15 protein-coding genes and 2 pseudogenes are annotated in these 17,232 nt (G+C 37.9%); 14 read left to right on the top strand and 3 right to left on the bottom strand.

Annotated features, from left to right (window positions below; translation table 11 throughout):
• Window positions 1-57 precede the first annotated feature (57 nt).
• The 13 genes and pseudogenes from ACFJIZ_RS11695 (at window position 58) to ACFJIZ_RS11755 (ending at window position 13,497) form a co-directional block, all read left to right on the top strand.
• Window positions 58-1,177, top strand: a pseudogene (locus ACFJIZ_RS11695) (M42 family metallopeptidase).
• 51 nt (window positions 1,178-1,228) lie between these two features.
• The gene (locus ACFJIZ_RS11700; RefSeq protein ID WP_379084022.1) at window positions 1,229-1,495 is read left to right on the top strand and encodes a hypothetical protein; all 267 of its coding nucleotides are present in this window, start codon (window positions 1,229-1,231) and stop codon (window positions 1,493-1,495) included.
• 194 nt (window positions 1,496-1,689) lie between these two features.
• Window positions 1,690-2,013 carry a sigma factor gene (locus ACFJIZ_RS11705; RefSeq protein ID WP_379084025.1) on the top strand — a complete coding sequence of 108 codons (324 nt, stop codon included), beginning with the start codon at window positions 1,690-1,692 and terminating at the stop codon, window positions 2,011-2,013.
• Window positions 1,961-2,242: a sigma factor-like helix-turn-helix DNA-binding protein gene (locus ACFJIZ_RS11710; protein ID WP_379084028.1), complete on the top strand. Its 282-nt coding sequence runs from the start codon at window positions 1,961-1,963 to the stop codon at window positions 2,240-2,242. Before ACFJIZ_RS11705 ends, ACFJIZ_RS11710 begins: the two co-directional genes overlap by 53 nt.
• A 64-nt stretch (window positions 2,243-2,306) precedes the next feature.
• The gene (locus ACFJIZ_RS11715) at window positions 2,307-3,452 is read left to right on the top strand and encodes a FecR family protein (protein ID WP_379084031.1); all 1,146 of its coding nucleotides are present in this window, start codon (window positions 2,307-2,309) and stop codon (window positions 3,450-3,452) included.
• A gap of 241 nt (window positions 3,453-3,693) precedes the next feature.
• Entirely contained in the window at window positions 3,694-6,894 is a 3,201-nt protein-coding gene (locus tag ACFJIZ_RS11720; protein WP_379084034.1) for a SusC/RagA family TonB-linked outer membrane protein, read from the top strand.
• A gap of 13 nt (window positions 6,895-6,907) precedes the next feature.
• Window positions 6,908-7,600, top strand: a pseudogene (locus ACFJIZ_RS11725) (RagB/SusD family nutrient uptake outer membrane protein); the annotation flags it as partial.
• Window positions 7,601-7,947: 347 nt separating this feature from the next.
• Window positions 7,948-8,361, top strand: a complete 414-nt coding sequence (locus ACFJIZ_RS11730; RefSeq protein WP_379094009.1) for a RagB/SusD family nutrient uptake outer membrane protein — start codon at window positions 7,948-7,950, stop codon at window positions 8,359-8,361.
• Window positions 8,362-8,369: 8 nt separating this feature from the next.
• Window positions 8,370-8,837 carry a hypothetical protein gene (locus tag ACFJIZ_RS11735; protein WP_379084036.1) on the top strand — a complete coding sequence of 156 codons (468 nt, stop codon included), beginning with the start codon at window positions 8,370-8,372 and terminating at the stop codon, window positions 8,835-8,837.
• A 10-nt stretch (window positions 8,838-8,847) separates the two neighbouring features.
• The gene (locus tag ACFJIZ_RS11740) at window positions 8,848-10,368 is read left to right on the top strand and encodes a M16 family metallopeptidase (protein ID WP_379084039.1); all 1,521 of its coding nucleotides are present in this window, start codon (window positions 8,848-8,850) and stop codon (window positions 10,366-10,368) included.
• A 304-nt stretch (window positions 10,369-10,672) separates the two neighbouring features.
• Window positions 10,673-11,350 (top strand): insulinase family protein, encoded by a 678-nt coding sequence (locus ACFJIZ_RS11745; protein ID WP_379084042.1) that lies wholly within the window; start codon window positions 10,673-10,675, stop codon window positions 11,348-11,350.
• Window positions 11,347-11,661 (top strand): hypothetical protein, encoded by a 315-nt coding sequence (locus ACFJIZ_RS11750; protein ID WP_379084045.1) that lies wholly within the window; start codon window positions 11,347-11,349, stop codon window positions 11,659-11,661. Before ACFJIZ_RS11745 ends, ACFJIZ_RS11750 begins: the two co-directional genes overlap by 4 nt.
• Before the next feature lie 72 nt (window positions 11,662-11,733).
• On the top strand, window positions 11,734-13,497 hold the full coding sequence (locus ACFJIZ_RS11755; protein WP_379084048.1) for a hypothetical protein: 1,764 nt from the start codon (window positions 11,734-11,736) through the stop codon (window positions 13,495-13,497).
• Between the two features lie 188 nt (window positions 13,498-13,685).
• Here ACFJIZ_RS11755 and ACFJIZ_RS11760 read toward each other — a convergent pair whose 3' ends face one another.
• Genes ACFJIZ_RS11760 through ACFJIZ_RS11770 form a run of 3 tightly spaced genes read right to left on the bottom strand, consistent with a single transcriptional unit; the run spans window position 13,686 to window position 16,073 of the window.
• On the bottom strand, window positions 13,686-14,300 hold the full coding sequence (locus ACFJIZ_RS11760) for an outer membrane beta-barrel protein (protein ID WP_379094012.1): 615 nt from the start codon (window positions 14,298-14,300) through the stop codon (window positions 13,686-13,688).
• A 43-nt stretch (window positions 14,301-14,343) separates the two neighbouring features.
• Complete coding sequence (locus ACFJIZ_RS11765) at window positions 14,344-15,033, bottom strand: outer membrane beta-barrel family protein (protein ID WP_379084051.1); 690 nt, start codon at window positions 15,031-15,033, stop codon at window positions 14,344-14,346.
• Between the two features lie 5 nt (window positions 15,034-15,038).
• Window positions 15,039-16,073 carry a hypothetical protein gene (locus tag ACFJIZ_RS11770; RefSeq protein WP_379084054.1) on the bottom strand — a complete coding sequence of 345 codons (1,035 nt, stop codon included), beginning with the start codon at window positions 16,071-16,073 and terminating at the stop codon, window positions 15,039-15,041.
• A 197-nt stretch (window positions 16,074-16,270) separates the two neighbouring features.
• On the opposite strand from ACFJIZ_RS11770, the gene ACFJIZ_RS11775 reads away from it, so the two are divergent.
• Window positions 16,271-17,155, top strand: coding sequence for a sensor histidine kinase (locus ACFJIZ_RS11775; protein ID WP_379084057.1), 885 nt, complete (start codon window positions 16,271-16,273; stop codon window positions 17,153-17,155).
• Window positions 17,156-17,232: the final 77 nt, after the last annotated feature.

Consider the following 17,232-nt stretch of genomic DNA (forward strand, 5'->3'; position numbering starts at 1 on the left):
TTTTGTAATTTGTGACTTATTGGTTTTAATCATAAATAGGTGTAATCATATTTAGCTATGGCAAAGAAAAAAGAAGAAGAAAACAAAAAGAAACACGTTCAAGTAGTGACCAAAAAATCATTACAGTTTTTAGAAGCATATATCAACAACCCTGCCCCAACTGGTTACGAGTGGGAAGGTCAAAAACTTTGGTTAGATTATCTAAAACCTTATGTTGACGAACATTTTATCGACAACTATGGCACTGCAGTTGGTGTAATTAATCCAAAAGCTAGTTATAAAGTAGTAATTGAGGCACATGCCGATGAAATTTCTTGGTACGTAAACTACATTACCAGTGATGGTTTGATCTATGTGATCCGCAATGGTGGTTCTGACCATCAGATTGCCCCATCAAAACGCGTAAATATCCATACCGAAAAAGGAATGGTCAAAGCTGTTTTTGGTTGGCCAGCGATCCATACCCGCAGTGGTGAAAAAGAGGAAGCTCCTGCATTAAAGAACATCTTTTTAGATTGTGGCTGTACCACCAAAGAAGAAGTAGAGCAATTGGGCATCCATGTAGGCTGTGTAATTACCTACGAAGATGAGTTTATGGTTTTGAATGATCGTTATTACGTTGGCCGTGCATTAGACAACCGTGCTGGTGGTTTTATGATTGCCGAAGTTGCTCGTCTGTTAAAAGAGAACAAGAAAAAACTACCTTTTGGTTTATACATCGTTAACTCGGTACAAGAAGAAATTGGTTTACGTGGGGCAGAAATGATTGCACAACGCATTAAACCTAATGTAGCCATCGTAACTGATGTAACACACGATACCACTACCCCAATGATCAGCAAGATCACACAGGGCGATTTATCATGTGGCAAAGGACCAGTAGTTTCTTATGCACCAGCAGTACAGACCAACCTGAACAAATTATTGATCAAAACTGCAGAGAAAAATGATATTCCTTTCCAACGTCAGGCTTCCTCTCGTTCTACTGGAACAGATACTGATGCATTTGCCTATTCAAATGGGGGTGTTCCTTCGGCATTGATCTCTTTACCGCTACGTTACATGCATACAACGGTAGAAATGGTACATAAAGAAGATGTTGACAATGTGATCAGCCTGATTCTACGAAAGTTTATTGAACATCAAAGCAGATCAAGATTTTAGAGAGTTTAAATAGAACAAAGATAAAAGAGCAAGGATTAAAGATTTAGCTTTGGGCAAAACAGATATGGAAAAAATCAATTATACAAAAGTTATATGCGTTACCTTGATGAAGATCGGCCTTATGGTGCTGGTTTTCTTTACTTTGAACAATTGGCCCAATATCAAACAGAGTTTTGGTGGTGAGGTTCCACAGTTTCATGTATGGTTAGACCATGGTTTTACCTTAAGTAATCTGATATTGATCTGCCTATTGAGTGTCGTGTTCTTTTTCAATACTTATAAAAAACATAAAGAGTTGGCCGAAAAGCGGGCCAACTATACAGAGTTATAAAAATAAAAGGTCTAAGATTAATTTCTTAGGCCTTTTTCATTACCAAACTATCCAACGTTAGGTTCATCCACAACGTCATACTGTTCTAACTATTTTCTATTGGGCTGTATAGACAGTAAATCAGTATTTTAACTACTTGTATTCCTTGTTTACAAATACTATTTTTGGTAACTCAACATATTTTAATAACCTCATTGCCTAAAAGTATACATACCGTAAATTCATTTGAAAAATTGTTTAAGGACAACTATGCAAAACTATGTCATTTTGCATTGCAGTTTTTAAAGGATGAAGATGCCGCAAAAGACATCGTTCAAGAAACGTTTGTTACTTTTTGGGATGCTCAAGAAAACCTAGATCTTGATGAAAAAGTGATCAATAGTTTTCTGTATGCTTCGGTCAGAAATGCCTGTTTCAACAAACTACGCAGGTTAAAACTTGAAAACACCTACCTTAATAACCAAGATGCAGGATCCTATAGAAGATGCCATTGGCCTAAATGCAATGATCAGGTCTGAGGTAATTGCCGAACTGCATAAAGTGATCACCACTTTACCTAAAAACTGCCAGACTATATTTAGGATGGGTTATTTGGAAGGGTTAAAAAACCCGCAGATTGCCTTAGAGTTGGGCATTAGCATCAACACGGTAAAAACGCAAAAAAAGCGTGGCCTACAATTGTTAAAAATGCGGGTAAATCCAGATTTTTTGGTACTTGTAACCACCGTGTTCCTTTTCAAAAATTAATTATTTAACAATAATTTAATTTTTCTTCACCCCTTTTTGCTTTTCAAGTTTCTTATCAAAAGATATGAAAATGCAACAAGACTCTCAATTAATAGCAAAACTCATTGTTAGTTTCCTAAAAGATGAGCTTTCTGAAAGTGAAAAGAAAGATTTTATGGCATGGCTGGATGCCGATCCTAAAAATGTTGAACTTTTAGAATCCTTTAAACAGACATCGTCAGTTCAAAAAGAAATCGATTTTGTCCACAAGATCGATTCAAATGAGGCGTGGAACAAACTAGCTGATCAATTGACCCTTAAACCAGTTGCTAAGTTAAACTGGAATAAACTGATTGCTTACGGCTCAGTTGCCGTATTGTTGATCGTTGCAGGTATTGGACTTTATACCTACAAACTTAAAGACAATAGGGAATCTATTGTCCTTGCCCAAAATTATGACATTAAGCCTGGTAGCACAAAAGCTGTATTACAAATGGCCAATGGAACTTCTATAAATCTTGACCCTACTGCCCACCTACAAAAAAACACGAGTATTGAAATGAAGGATGGATTTTTGGTCTATAAAGCCAAAAATCCAATCCAAAAAGGGTACAATCTATTGAGAACACCTAGAGCAGGAGAATATAAAATGATCTTACCCGATGGCACAAAGGTGTATTTAAATTCATCATCAGCCATTCGGTTTTCTACAGATTTCAATAAAACCGACCGTCGTGTACAATTGGTTGGCGAGGCTTATTTTGAAGTGGCCCATAACAAGGCTCTTCCTTTTATTGTAAGTTTCAACAAAAATGAAGTGGAAGTATTAGGTACGCACTTTAACATCAGTTCTTACAAAAACACCAGTAAGACTACTTTATTAGAAGGTGCCATAAAAATCCGTTCTGGTGAAAATCAGACCATTCTTAAACCGGGCGATGAAGCAGACATTAACAATGGAGATGTAAAAGTAGCCAAGGTAGACACCTATAAATCAATTGCCTGGAAAGAAGGCGTGTTCTATTTCCATGAAGACGAAATGACTGACATTCTAGATCAAGTGTCAAGATGGTACAATGTTAAAATAGAATATAAAGGTGTACCAGGAACCAAAAAATATAGCGGGGATATCAGAAGACAGGCCACTTTAAACCAAGTATTAGAGATGCTCAATGCGGTAAGTGGAACCAGTTTCGATTTAAAAGATAGAACCGTAACCGTCAATTTTTAAACATTCAAATAACCAAACCAACTATGAAGTAAGTAAAAAGACCCAAACAACCGCTCAAGAATTGGCATAAAAAAGCCGAGAACACTGCAATGTTCTCGGACTTAAAAATGTGCTATTCCCTATTGACAAATTATTGAAATAAACCAATTTAAAAACTAACACATACAAAAATATGAAACATTTCCTTCTCGGCAAGTGCCCGGGGGTATATAGGTTATTTAATAGAAATATACTATTAGTTATGAGGTTAACTATTCTTTTATTAATTGCTAGCTGTTTTGTTGTACAAGCATCAAGCTATGCACAAAAAGTAACCCTATCTGTACGTAATGCGGGTATAGAAAGCGTATGTATCGATATTAAAAAGCAGAGTGGCTTTTTCTTTCTTTACGATGCTGCTGTGCTCAAAAAATCAGGTACGGTAAGCCTCGAACTCAAAAATGTTGAACTTGAAGATGCCCTTAGGCAAATGACTGCAGGTAAAGCGCTTGGCTATCGAATCATCGACAAAACGGTCATCATCAGTGAAACAAAAGCAGCAACAAACAGTAATGTAGAAGACATTACAATTACTGGAACTGTGAGGTCAAAAGAAGGCCCTGGCAAAACAGACCTACCTTTACCAGGCGTAACCATAGCCGTAAAAGGGACCAGCAAGGCCGTTTCTTCTGATGGCAATGGTGCTTATCGCATCACTGCTCCAGCTAATGCTACACTCGTTTTTGCCATGATTGGTTTTGGCACCAAAGAGGTTGCCATCAATAACAGTACAAAAATTGATATGGTGCTACTTGAAACAGCAAGCGACCTCCACGAGATCATTGTTACCGCTTATGGTAGCTCAGAAAGGAAAGAGAACCAGATTGGAAGTGCTGTACAATTAACCAGTGTAGACCTCCAACGTAAACCCGTAAACAGAATTGACCAGTTATTGGAAGGGATGGTTGCTGGTCTACAATATGAAGTACAAGCAGGTGGTACAAGTACGGCCAGACCAAGATTTCAGACACGTATCCGCGGAGAAGCATCATTTAGTGCTTCCAACGAACCACTATGGGTATTGGATGGTATTCCGTTAAATACTGGTGATGAAACCAATTTAATTCCAGGCATAAATACCAGTATAAGTCCCCTCACCTATTTAAACCCAAATGATATCGAATCTATCGTGGTATTAAAGGATGCAACGGCAACTTCAATTTATGGAGCAGATGGATCAAACGGAGTAGTATTGATCACCACCAAAAAGGGACAGGCTGGAAAAAGAAATATCAACTATAGTTTCAGAACAGGAATCAACCTGATCAACGATAGCAGATTCCATGTGTTAAATGGAGATCAGTATAGAGAACTGTATAGAGAGTCTTATTTAAACAACACTTCTTTAGACCCTGCCAAAATGCCTGATCTTGGCAATACCAATACAGATTGGTATGATGTATTTTTCCGTAATGGCATTACAACTGCGCACGATATCTCTCTATCAGGCGGGAACAAGAAAACAAGATATTATATTTCTGGTGGTTATTTCGACGAAAAACCAATCATGATAGAAAATCAGACACAAAGGTTTTCTGGCAGGATCAATATCGACCACACGCTCAACAAATCTATCAATCTATTTTTAAGGGTAGGTGGTTCCTATAATGTCAACAACTTGTTCTACCCTGGCGATACCTATTACAACAACAGACCTATTGATAGTCCTTTTGATGCCAATGGGAATTACGTAATGGCTTTTTATAACCAATTGGCCGATGCAAAATTAGATGATGATGTACAAAGGACAAAAACCTTACAAGGAAGTGTTGGTGGTACGGTACAGATTTTACCTTGGCTTAGCTTCACTACCACAAATGGATTAGACCTAAGTACCATTAGACAGAAAAATTACCGCTCGATGTACACCTTTAGTGAGCGGAACAATGCAGGCTATATGTTACAAGGAAAAACCAATTTTGTGAATTGGAATAGCCAACACCGTATCAATTTTGATAAAACCATTAATCAACATAGTTTTTCTGCATTGTTGGGCGGAGAAGCCAGAAGTCAGGAAAGAAGATCTTATAACATCAGCGGATCAGGCTTCCCTAATGATGACGTTAGAGATATTACCTACGCCACTAGAAACGTTTTAGAAACCAATACTGGAGATGATAAAACCAGCATCTCTTATTATGGGCAACTGCGATATACCTTAGCTAATAAATATAGTTTACTGGGCAGTTTCCGTAGAGATGCAAATTCTGACTTTGGCTCTGACGTAAAATGGGCTACATTTAACTCTGTGGGTGCTTCTTGGACTCTTAGCAATGAAAAATTCTGGAAGATCAAACAGATTGATTTTGCCAAACTTAAATTAAGTTACGGATCAAATGGTAACTCTAGAATTGGTGCTTACAAATCTAAAGGGATTTATAAGTTTGATTTAGATCATGGTTACAATGGCCAAGAAGGTGCGGTGATGAGCAGTGGAGAGAACCCATTATTATCATGGGAAACCACTTATATCATTAATGGAGGACTTAGTCTAGGTCTATTCAAAAGAATTTCGATGGAAGTAGAGTTCTATCAAAATACCACAAAAGGCATGTTAGATGCTGTTGATGTAACAAGAACTACAGGCTTTACCAGAATCCTACAGAATATTGGTTCGGTTAGAAACAGTGGGATTGAAATTACCTTAAACACACAAAATATTGTGAAGGACAATTTCGAATGGAGAACAAAGTTCAATATTGCACATAACAGAAATAAAATCCTAAAGTTGTACAATGGCAACGATAAGATTCTTGACAAAACAATCAGAAGAGTAGGCGAAGATGCGAATGCCTTTTACCTGATCCGTTGGGCAGGTGTCGACCCACGTGATGGTGGTCCACTTTGGTACGACAGGAACAATAACATTACTAAAGAATTTGACCTGAACAACCGAGTGGTTTTAGGTTCTTCTACCCCGGATTTTTTTGGTGGGATGACCAATACGATTACTTATAAAGATTTCTCTTTATCGGCGTTGTTGATCTACAACGTTGGTGGTTATGGATTTAGCGATTTTCAACGTGATGCAGAATCTGATGGCCGTAACCTCGCGGCAGACAATCAATCTACCAACTTGTTAGACCGTTGGAGAGAACCGGGAGATTTGAGCAACATTCCTAAATCAGTACTTTTTGTGAATGAAAACAATGGTCGTAATTCTACCCGTTTTCTACATAAAAAAACAAGTTTAAGGTTACAGAACATTAGTTTAAACTATAACCTACCTAAAAACTGGGTCAATAAGGCAAAAATCGCTAATGCAAGTGTGTATTTCCAAGCTGATAATGTTGGTTTCTGGACACCTTATTCAACCCCTTCCAATCGTAACGATTTTAGAAATTCATTTAATCCATATCCTCAACCGCTTGTGCTTTCATTTGGTTTAAATGTTGGATTTTAATATACATATTGAAATGAAAAAAATTAACTATACCCTGATCCTCTTCATTATATTTTGCACCACCCTTAACTCTTGCAAAAAATTCCTTGAAAAAGAACCAATTGGTAGAACAGGAAAAATCACGCTTTTCGAAACTGTTAATGGAGCCAAACTAGCAATTAATGGCTCTTATAACCAGATGATAAGCTATTATAAAGATTATTTTGGTCTATATGCCGATATCAGTTCAGACAATCTGATCCGCAATTCGAAAACCAATCGGATGTTACAACAATTCAATTTCCAAAGCTCACCTGGCGATGACGAATTTGCCGTAGGAAACATTTGGGAGGATATTTATGGTGCAATAAATGGTGCAAACAACATCATCAGTTCAATTCCAGGACTAAAAGACAAGTTTCCGGACCAGACCAAAACGTTAGATTCAATTTATGGACAAGCTTTGGTAATGAGAGCCTTATTTCATTTTGATGTAAGTAGGGTTTATGCACAACCTTATAATTTTACAGCAGATGGCTCTCATTTGGGCGTACCCGTTTTGTTAAAGACACCAAGTCCTGGTGAAGTGGTACCAAGAAAAACAATGAAAGAGGTTTATGCACAGATCATTGCCGATCTGAATGAATCCCTTCCCTATCTACAACAAAATGCAAACCATCATACACAGGCAGCCATTACTTATCAAGCTGCTTTGGGCCTACTTTCTCGTGTTTATCTGTATAAGGGCGATTGGGCGCAGAGTGTTTCTTATGCCAATATGGTGATCAACGATAATGCTTATGAGTTGGCAAATGCAAACAACTACAAAGCATCATTCATCACCTATCCTGCAGCTACTGCAAGCCCTAAAGTTGAAGTGATATTTCAATTGAACAATGCCACCTTATCTGCTAGTGCATTAGACGTTTTTTCGATGCTTTCTGATGCAACCGCAGCTCAATATACAGCTACAACCAAAATATTGAACATGTACGATGAAGATGACATCAGGTTCAAAACAATGTTTACCAAACCAAAAACAGGAGATAATTTAGGTAAGTCTTTAACCACCAAATATGGAGATGGTGTGGTAAGCCCAACTGGCCCGTTAACCATCAAGACCTTCGTTTATCTGAACTTTACCTCAACCGTGCCGAAGCCAATTGGAACCTCCAAAAATATAGCGAAGCCGCAGAAGATATCCGTATCATTTCTCAAAGAGCACATCCAGAAAGGACAATAACAATTACCTACAGTTCTAATGATGATTTGTATAAACAGATCGCAAATGAAAGAAATAGGGAATTGTGTTTTGAAAACCATCGCCTGTTTGATCTGGTAAGAAGGAAAGAAAACCTACAAAGAAGTGCTGATTGTAACGCAACGACCTGTAGCCTCACCTACCCTAACACCAAGTTTGTTTTGCCGATCTCTATTAAAGAACTGGAAGCAAACAAAGCAATGATCCAAAATCCTGGCTATAACTAACAAAGACAATGAAAAACAAAATAACATACCTCATCATATCAACAATAATTGCAGGCCTTACATTGCTATCATCCTGCAAAAAAGAAGTTGAACCTTTCAACCATCCTTTTTTCCATATCATGGTTGACAATAAAAGTGCCATCGATGTTTTATCAGACCGTAAAGACCTGGTAAATTATAATGTATACCTAAGTGCAGAGCTACAATTTGAACCAATTGATGTTAACTACGAAGTTATAGTTGGCGATGGACTTAAAGAAGGTCGAGATTTTGACTTGATCACAAAAGGTACAAAACTAAATTTTCCACCGGGTATTTTCGAACGACCAATTACCATCCAATGGAAAGAAGCTGCTTTAGATCCTACAAAAAACAATACAATCATTATCAAATTGATCAGCAACAGCAAAAATTATACACTGGGTTTACCAGGCCCTGACCAATTACAAAAACAATTAGTAATCACTAAAAAATAAGGAGCAACAGATGAAGAAGATTAAAAATTTTAGCGGTTTACTTTTTATACTGCTTTTGGTCAGTTCGGGTGTTTATGCGCAACAGCTTAAACAAAACCCCAATCTGGTTACTGGAAAACTTAAAAATGGCTTTACTTATTACATCTACAAAACAGATAGGGCCAAGGGCAATTCTGTTTTGAGGTTGTTTTTAAATGCAGGCTCCTTACAAGAAGATAACAGCCAGCAAGGTCTGGCCCACTTTATCGAGCATATGGCCTTTAATGGCACCAAACATTATTCGAAAAATGATGTGATCGAATTTTTGGAATCTAAAGGTGTAAAGTTTGGTGCAGATCTAAATGCACATACCAGTTTTGACGAAACTGTGTACAAAATCAGTATCAATACCAAAGACGAGAAGAACCTAGAAAAGTCTATCGATATTATGGGCGACTGGGCCTTTGGTGTAACCTTTGACCAAAACGAAATTGATAAGGAACGTGGTGTAGTGATTGAAGAATGGAGAAGCAAACAAGGTGCAGACAATCGTTTAAGAGAGCAATACCTACCTGTTCTGTTCAACAAATCGAGATATGCCGAACGTTTACCGATTGGAAAAGTTGATATCCTCAAAACCTTTAAACGCCAAACGATAGTTGATTTTTATGAGAAATGGTACCGTCCTGATTTGATGTCTATTGCCATCGTAACAGATATCGACCCAAAAAAGGTAGAAAGCTATATCAAAAATGAATTTAGCCAGTATCAAGCTAAAAGCAAGGCACCTCGTGTTTATTACGAACTGCCTCCACACAAAGACACTTTGTTTTCTATCATTACAGATAAAGAAGCCTCTTCAATAGACTTGAGCATTTTCAATAAGATCAAGTCGTTTAAAGGCATCCAAACTGAAGAAGATTATAAGAATCAATTGACAAGGTCATTTTTTAATGCATTGGCCAAAAACCGTTTCAGTAGAATTGCGCAATTGCAGAATGATTTTAAGGAAGGTAGTTTTTCAGTGAGCAATCTGGTCTTAAAAAATGGCATCGTATCTGGTGGTGTGGCACTATATCATGATAAGATCAACGAAGGCATTGCCAAATACCTAACAGAAACGCAACGCATCATCCGTTATGGTTTTACCAACGATGAGGTTAACAAATTAAGAGAGGAATATATTGCCTCTATTAAACGTTCGGCCACTACAGAAGATAAAACAGAACCAGAGACTTATGTAAATGAGATCCACGACCTTTTTTACAACGGCACCACCATGCTGGCTAAAACAGAACGCAATAGGTTAGCTCTTAAATATGCTCCACAGATTGATTCAACTGCTATTGTCCATTTTTTAAAATCGGTAAATAACCCAGGGAATACTGTGGTTTTACTTACTGCACCAGAAAAAGATGCGGCAAATCTGCCTGATCAGTCTGCTTTAAAGAAGATGTTTGCCAAGTCTGTTGCAGAAAGATCTCACCATGGAAAGACAATGTTACTATTCCTAAGCAATTACTGGCAAACGAACCAAAAGCAGGAAAAGTAACCAAGGAAGAACAGTTAACAGCAATAGGCGTTACCAAATGGACTTTATCCAACGGAACAACCGTTTACCTGAAACCAACAAACGAGAAAAAAGACTACATTTCTTTATCTGGTTTTAGAGCTGGGGGTATCTATGCATTAGACTCTACACAATTTGTAACTTCTCAATTTGTAAAAGCGGTTACTGGTTTAAGTGGCGCAGGCGAGTTTAGCAGAAGAGCTTTAACACAGTTTTTAACAGGCAACTCTGCTTCTGCCACCTTAGTACTCTCCAGCACAAGAGAAGGCATAGTGAGCAGTGCAGATTGGAAAGATGCCAAAACCATGTTCCAATTGATGTACCTGAAATGGGTATACCCAAATGCAGATCCTTAACTTTTGAGCAGGCCAAACGACAAACCATCGAACGTTTAGACAATAATAAACAATCGCCAACTTATGATTACAACAAGGCAATTGCCGAGCTTTTAAAAGGAGATGATGATTACGCATCAGACATCTCTGTCGAGCGCATCAATAAAGAACTTCATTTTAAAGATATCATACCTGTTTTTAAAAGTCGTTTTGGATCTGCAAAAGACTTTCAGTTTGTTATTGTCGGCGGCTTTAACCCTGATAGCATCAAACCTTTAATAGAGCAGTACATCGGCGGTCTGCCATCGGGCGATTACAATAATAAGTTTGAATACAAGGGACCAGCTGGTGGCGATACAGCAAAAGACATTTTGGTTTTTGCTGGTAAAGCCCCAAAAAGCACTGTAAACTTGTTTTATCAAAGCAATAAGGTAAATTACGATTACCCTGAAATTTTAGTGCAGACCCTTTTACAAGAAGTGTTAAAAGTAAAACTTCGATTAAACCTGAGAGAAGAAAACTCAGGCGTATATGGTGTAGGAGTTTCTATTTCATCAACCAGTATCCCATCTCCCTTGATCAGATCAAGGATCCTTTCAGTTGTGCACCAGAAGCAGCAGAGTTTTTGATCAAACAGGCACAGCTAGAAGTTAAAAAGGTGGCAGAAAATCCTAGTTACTTTTTAAGCGACCTCACCAACATCAAAGTACAGCAGATAGACAGTTATAAAAAACAAGCAGGCAAGAATTTGTTCTGGAGCTCGTCTTTAAGGAACCAATTCTATTTTGGCTTTAAAGATTATAGCTTCTTTAATGATTATGAAAATATGATCAATAAAATTACGCCTGCCATGGTTGCCGATTATGCAAAAAAATACTTGGTAGAAACGCCAGGAATCAAAGCTGTTCTTATGCCAGAAAACTTTAAGAAATTAAATTAACAGCAGATGAGGCTTCCTTGTTCAATACAAATGCATAGGGAAGTCAATCATCTTAAAACAAATTTTAGACTGATGAAAAATATTAAAAATATAACAATATTGGTTCTGTTAGTGATAACAGGACTATTTGGAGGTTGTAAAAAAGATGTTGTGATGTACGACAAAGGTTTTACTTCTTTTAAGTTTATCGTTAAAAACGACCTCGGCATAACAAAAGAATATCCAGGTATAATTAAAGATGGAGAAATTGTTGTGGCCTTACCTATTGAGGTAGATGTGACAAACCTCAAGGCAAGCTTTGAGATGGAAAACCCACGTACAATTGTACAAGTAGGCACAGTTGTTCAAGAAACTGGAATTTCAATTCAGGATTTCACCAAAGCTGTTATCTATAAAGTAAAGGCAGAAGACAGAAGTACTAAGACTTATGCCGTTAGGGTAGAGAAAAATGTGGCTTTAAAATCTTTTGGTTTCTTTATAGAGGACAATCCTGATTTAGCACAAAATTATGTTGGTATCATCAGAGGTACCGATATAGAGGTCAATGTTTCTGAAACGGTAAATCTGACAAAACTGATTGCCCGTTTTGAAACCACCACTGGTGCTGTATTGAAAATAGGTAGCACTGTACAGCAAAACAAAGTGACGATTAACGATTTCACAAACCCTGTGGTTTACACATTTAATGATGCCAGCTTAGCTTCACCATTAAATTTTACAGTCAACATCGACTTCTTAGGTCGTCAATGGAGCCTTGTTGCTGCAGACCTTACAGGTTTGGTAACTGCATCAGGCATCAAAATGGCCATCAACCCTTTTAACAATTATCCTTATTTCGTGTATCAACGTATTGGTAAAGATGAAACTGGAGCAACCATAGAGACCGACAACAGAAAAGTAGCCGTAATGGGTTACAATGGTACCGCTTGGACCAATATTGGGGCCAATACTGGTGTATCAGAGTTTAGGGCAGATGTACCCGGAATTGCGTTCGATTCTGAGGGAACCCTTCATATTGCCTACAAGGATTACTTAAATGGAGACCAAAAGGCAACTGTACTCAAATACAACGGAACAACATGGAATCCGGTAGGTAACCGTAGGTTTACACCAATTAAGGTTGATTACCTATCGTTCGCCATGACAGCAAATGACATTCCATTGGTAGCGATGGCAAAAACTGGAACAGATGCTTCGGGTATTCCTGCAAGGGGTTTATATGTTTCTAATTATACGGCTAACACATGGGGATCGATCACTCCTCCAGGCGGGATTACAGTTTTCTACGATCAAATCATCAAAGGTCTGGATGGCAAAAATTATCTGGGTATAATGGACAGAAGTACGGGTGTAAACAAACCATCAATGTTCAAATACGAAAACAATACTTGGATACCTATTGGTCAAACCTCATTTACAGCTCCGGATGGTTTGGTTGGTTTCCAAGGTGTGAGTATTGCTGTCGATAAAACTGGTGAAGCTTATCTCGCCTATCAAGTTGCACCAACTTCTGGCAGATTAGACCATGTGATGAAGTTCAATAAAACCACGGGCAACTGGCAAGAACTAGGCAATGCCGTTTCGAGCGGTGGAGAAAGAGATAAATTTGCACTAGCGGTAGATGATGATGGCGTGTTATACTTTGCCTATGCCAATGCGACCTCTGTCTTAGTTAAAACCTTTAACAAAGCCACTAACAACTGGAATACCGAGAGAAAGGTAATCAGCGAGAAAGTAAATGAGTTTGATATGCAGGTTGCCTCAGACGGTACAATTTATATTGTAGCCAGCATTACGAGCAACAGTAAAACGGTAATGTATAAATATGCAAAATAAACAATTTCAAAAATGGATCTTATAGACTATAGTCTAGGTGCTGTAGTCTGGCAATTGATCAATGGCATCTTATTGGTAATCATTATATTTTTGATCATCAGGTTTTTGATCAGAAGCATGAGAAACTAGTTCGCATGCCGATAAGCAAAATTACCCCCATTAAACATTGTCTTTAATGGGGGTTCTTGTTATTGCGTCCTGCCCTGCTCTTCTGTAGATCCAGAACTTCTTTTCCTCATCTCGATTTTAGAATTGCCAAATCTATAGTTGAACCTCAAACGAAAATTACGGCTATCATATTGGCTCCTTAAGTTGTAATTGACGTTTGCATAATTGGCTTCACTGCGGGTAATAGAGGTGAAAAATATATCGTTGACAGCCAAAGATAAAGTAGCTTTGTTTTTCCATAATCCTTTTCCAATAGTAGAACTGATAAAGTAATAAGGCAAATTGATCTGGTAACCATAGGTCGCCTTACTTTGTCCGTAATAACTCACATCGATCCACCAATCTTTGGGCAATTTAAAATGGTTGTCGATGGAAGCATAAGCAGTCAGTTGTTTCACACCTACTTTCCCATTTTGGTAATCAAATTGATAACGGTTCAACGATGACCCTCCACTTATACTCAGGTCCCACAACTTAAAAAATTGCTTATAATAGCTCATGCTGATACCTGTATTGTAATTTTGGTTCATGTTGGCCTTGTAACTGGTAGAAACTTTGGTAAGGTCGTCTACTTCCCGTAAATCGGTAATGACATCTTTAACCATACTATGCGATAGTGCTACAGAAAGCCCGATACTTGTGCTGAAACCTAACCTATAACTATTGGTAAAAGAAGGGTTAAGATAAGGATTCCCCCTTGCTCACATCATAGGCTCCATTCACAATTACAAATGGATTTAAAGCATTATAAGAAGGTCGACCAATTCGTCTTGCATAAGAAAATGACAAGCTGTTCTTACCAAACTTATAAGCTACTAATGCATTTGGAAACAAATTGAGATAATCTCGCTTCACCATATTGCTCAAGGTTAGTGAATTGCCACTCGTTATGGTTTCTTCGGCTCTTAATCCTAATTGTAAAGTGAATTTTTGATAGGTCTGCTTGCTGCTCACATAAGCAGCCAATAGAGTTTCCTGATATAAAAAATCATTGCTTCCACGGTCCTTAAAGGCCCCACCGTCATATCTGCTTAGGGAGTTAAATTGGTTGCTCAGGTCTACATAACTTGCTTTAAATCCAGATTCTAAAGTTCCTTTATGCAACTTTTGGGTATAATCTGTTTTATAGCTGTATATCTTGGAACTCGTATGCCCATCTTGAAGAAATTGTTGCATCGAAAAAATAGGATTTCCTGTGGCGTTCAGCAATTGGGTACCCAGTTGGTTGTCACTTGTAAAATCAAATATCCCAACATCTGCATCCATGGTCAGTTCCTGCTTTTTAGCAGAATCTATCACGGTTTTATAATTGAAGTTCAGATTGGCTCCTCTACTATTGGTTTTGTTTGTTGCATTTGCATACCGCATCGAATCTACCGCAGTAGCACTAAAAGCAGAAATGTTGGTCTCTGTGACAAATTCGATTTCCGGTCGTTATGATAAGCTGTGAGCAAAACACCAAACACATCTTTGTTTTTAAGATAATGGTCCCAACCTACCCTCACATTGTGCCCTCCATACGGAACTTTATAGGTCTGTTTTTCGTCCAGACGTTGGTTGGCTACCTGAAAAAAAGTATGTTTTTCTATCTCTTGAGATTGTTTCCCAAATCCGTAACTATAACTACCATATACATAATCATTATTGCTCCTATAAGTCAATCCTGCCGAAATAGACTGACTGGTTGGATACTTCCATCCATGTCCAGTGGTTAACCCTAAGTTCATATCATAACCTGGGGTCTGGCGTTTTAAGGTCTTGATATTGATTACTGCCCCAGCACCTTGTGCATCAACTTTTGCTGAAGGGCTATGGATCACTTCGATCTGGCTGATCATGGCCGGACTGGTACCACTCAGTAAGTTCATTAGGTCATTTCCGCTCATCTTTACAGTTTTACCATCCATCATTACGTTTACGGCTTTATTTTCCAACAAAATTTCGGTCCCATTTTTAATAACCACCCCAGGTATTTTTTTAAGGATATCAGTAGCATCCATCCCTAAACGCATATTGCCATCAACATTCATCACTGTTCGATCAAACTGTTGTTCGATCAGCGGTCTTTGTGTACTTACAGTGATCTCTTTCAACAATTGCGTTTGTTCCTGTAAATGCACGATCAGTTCTTTTTCAAAAACAGGTTTTGCTCGATAAGGGATATACCCCAGATAGTTGATAGAAAGATAAACAGCTTTCGATGGAGCGCTTATCGTAAAACTTCCTTTTTCATCGGTAATTACTGTATGCAGTTTCTTGTTCGTACCCTCTTCAAATAAGTTGATGTTTACTCCGCTTAAGGCGATACTATCTTTACCAAAAACTCTGCCCTTCAATTGGAAGGCACCTTGTTGGGCCAGTACATAAAATGGAAACGTCAACAATAAGATCACAATGAGCTTCTTCATAAAATTGATTTTTATCGAAACTATTATGTTAGATCAAGTTCAAAGAGTGGAATCTCTTAACTGCAGGTATCTGCTCTACCAATCAACTGATTTCATCGATAAGGATTTTGAAGATACATTCATTGTTTTGGCAGACGAATAAGCTGGAAATATGGATTATTGGATATTAAATACAGTTAAAGGTTTTAACTTTAACCATGAAATTTAAATTGGGTTGGCTGTCATTCGGCTTTTTTATTTTTTATAGCTTTCAACAGATGACCTGGAGTATCGGCAACCATTTAAATAACGGTGATACCATATTCTATTTCCTACGGGGAAAGGCTGGCCTATATTTCCCTTTCCATATGTTGGTTTGGTTCTTAAGCGTATTGGTTAGCTATAGCTTATTTTATATCCTTTTTTATCGCTACAAACAAAAAACTGCAGCCATCTTGTGTTATATCCTTATCGGTATTCCTTTGATGATAGGCATTAGATATGTGATGGAAGAAGTTATCCTTTTTGCCATTAAAGGGAAACATAATTATAGTGCCGACATGCTCATACCCTTAAGGTATTTCATCGATAATATCTACTTCACCATATATTACAGTGCATTTGGTATTGTTTTCTTTTTCATTCAACTCAATAACCATCAGCAAAAGATGCAAAACCAATTGTTGTTGAAGAGCCGTCAGGCCGAACTTGCTTTTCTCCGTTCGCAGATCAACCCTCATTTTTTGTTCAATAGCCTGAATAATGTTTATACACTTGTATACCAAGGCTCTGATAAGGCATTGACTTCCATCAGTAAATTATCTGAGCTCCTGCGCTACATGTTATACGAAGAAGAACAAAAAGTAGCCTTGATCAAAGAAGTCCGTTATCTCCAACATTACATCGACCTCCAATTGATGCGTTATGATTTTGTACCTGCTACCAAGATCAACATTTCACTTCCGGCAGACTGCACCTTACGCATTGCCCCTTTAACCTTGATCCCATTTGTAGAAAATGCTTTTAAACATGGTAACCTACGGGACGAAAATATACCTTTGGTCGTCGATCCTTCGTTTAAATGGAGAAATCATTCTATTTAATGTAAGTAATAAAAAAGGTAATTTTAACAAGGACCATACGGGCGGAATAGGCTCAGAAAATGTCAAAAAAAGACTAG

This window comes from Pedobacter sp. UC225_65, assembly GCF_042698365.1.
In the GTDB taxonomy this organism is placed as follows: Bacteria; Bacteroidota; Bacteroidia; order Sphingobacteriales; family Sphingobacteriaceae; genus Pedobacter.

Bases quoted from the DNA above. Each gene is read 5' to 3' on its own strand.
- ACFJIZ_RS11700 (WP_379084022.1), top strand. From the start codon at position 1,229: ATGGAAAAAATCAATTATACAAAAGTTATATGCGTTACCTTGATGAAG.
- ACFJIZ_RS11710 (WP_379084028.1), top strand. From the start codon at position 1,961: ATGCAGGATCCTATAGAAGATGCCATTGGCCTAAATGCAATGATCAGG.
- ACFJIZ_RS11715 (WP_379084031.1), top strand. From the start codon at position 2,307: ATGAAAATGCAACAAGACTCTCAATTAATAGCAAAACTCATTGTTAGT.
- ACFJIZ_RS11720 (WP_379084034.1), top strand. From the start codon at position 3,694: ATGAGGTTAACTATTCTTTTATTAATTGCTAGCTGTTTTGTTGTACAA.
- ACFJIZ_RS11735 (WP_379084036.1), top strand. From the start codon at position 8,370: ATGAAAAACAAAATAACATACCTCATCATATCAACAATAATTGCAGGC.
- ACFJIZ_RS11740 (WP_379084039.1), top strand. From the start codon at position 8,848: ATGAAGAAGATTAAAAATTTTAGCGGTTTACTTTTTATACTGCTTTTG.
- ACFJIZ_RS11755 (WP_379084048.1), top strand. From the start codon at position 11,734: ATGAAAAATATTAAAAATATAACAATATTGGTTCTGTTAGTGATAACA.
- ACFJIZ_RS11765 (WP_379084051.1), bottom strand. From the start codon at position 15,033: ATGCGGTATGCAAATGCAACAAACAAAACCAATAGTAGAGGAGCCAAT.
- ACFJIZ_RS11770 (WP_379084054.1), bottom strand. From the start codon at position 16,073: ATGAAGAAGCTCATTGTGATCTTATTGTTGACGTTTCCATTTTATGTA.
- ACFJIZ_RS11775 (WP_379084057.1), top strand. From the start codon at position 16,271: ATGAAATTTAAATTGGGTTGGCTGTCATTCGGCTTTTTTATTTTTTAT.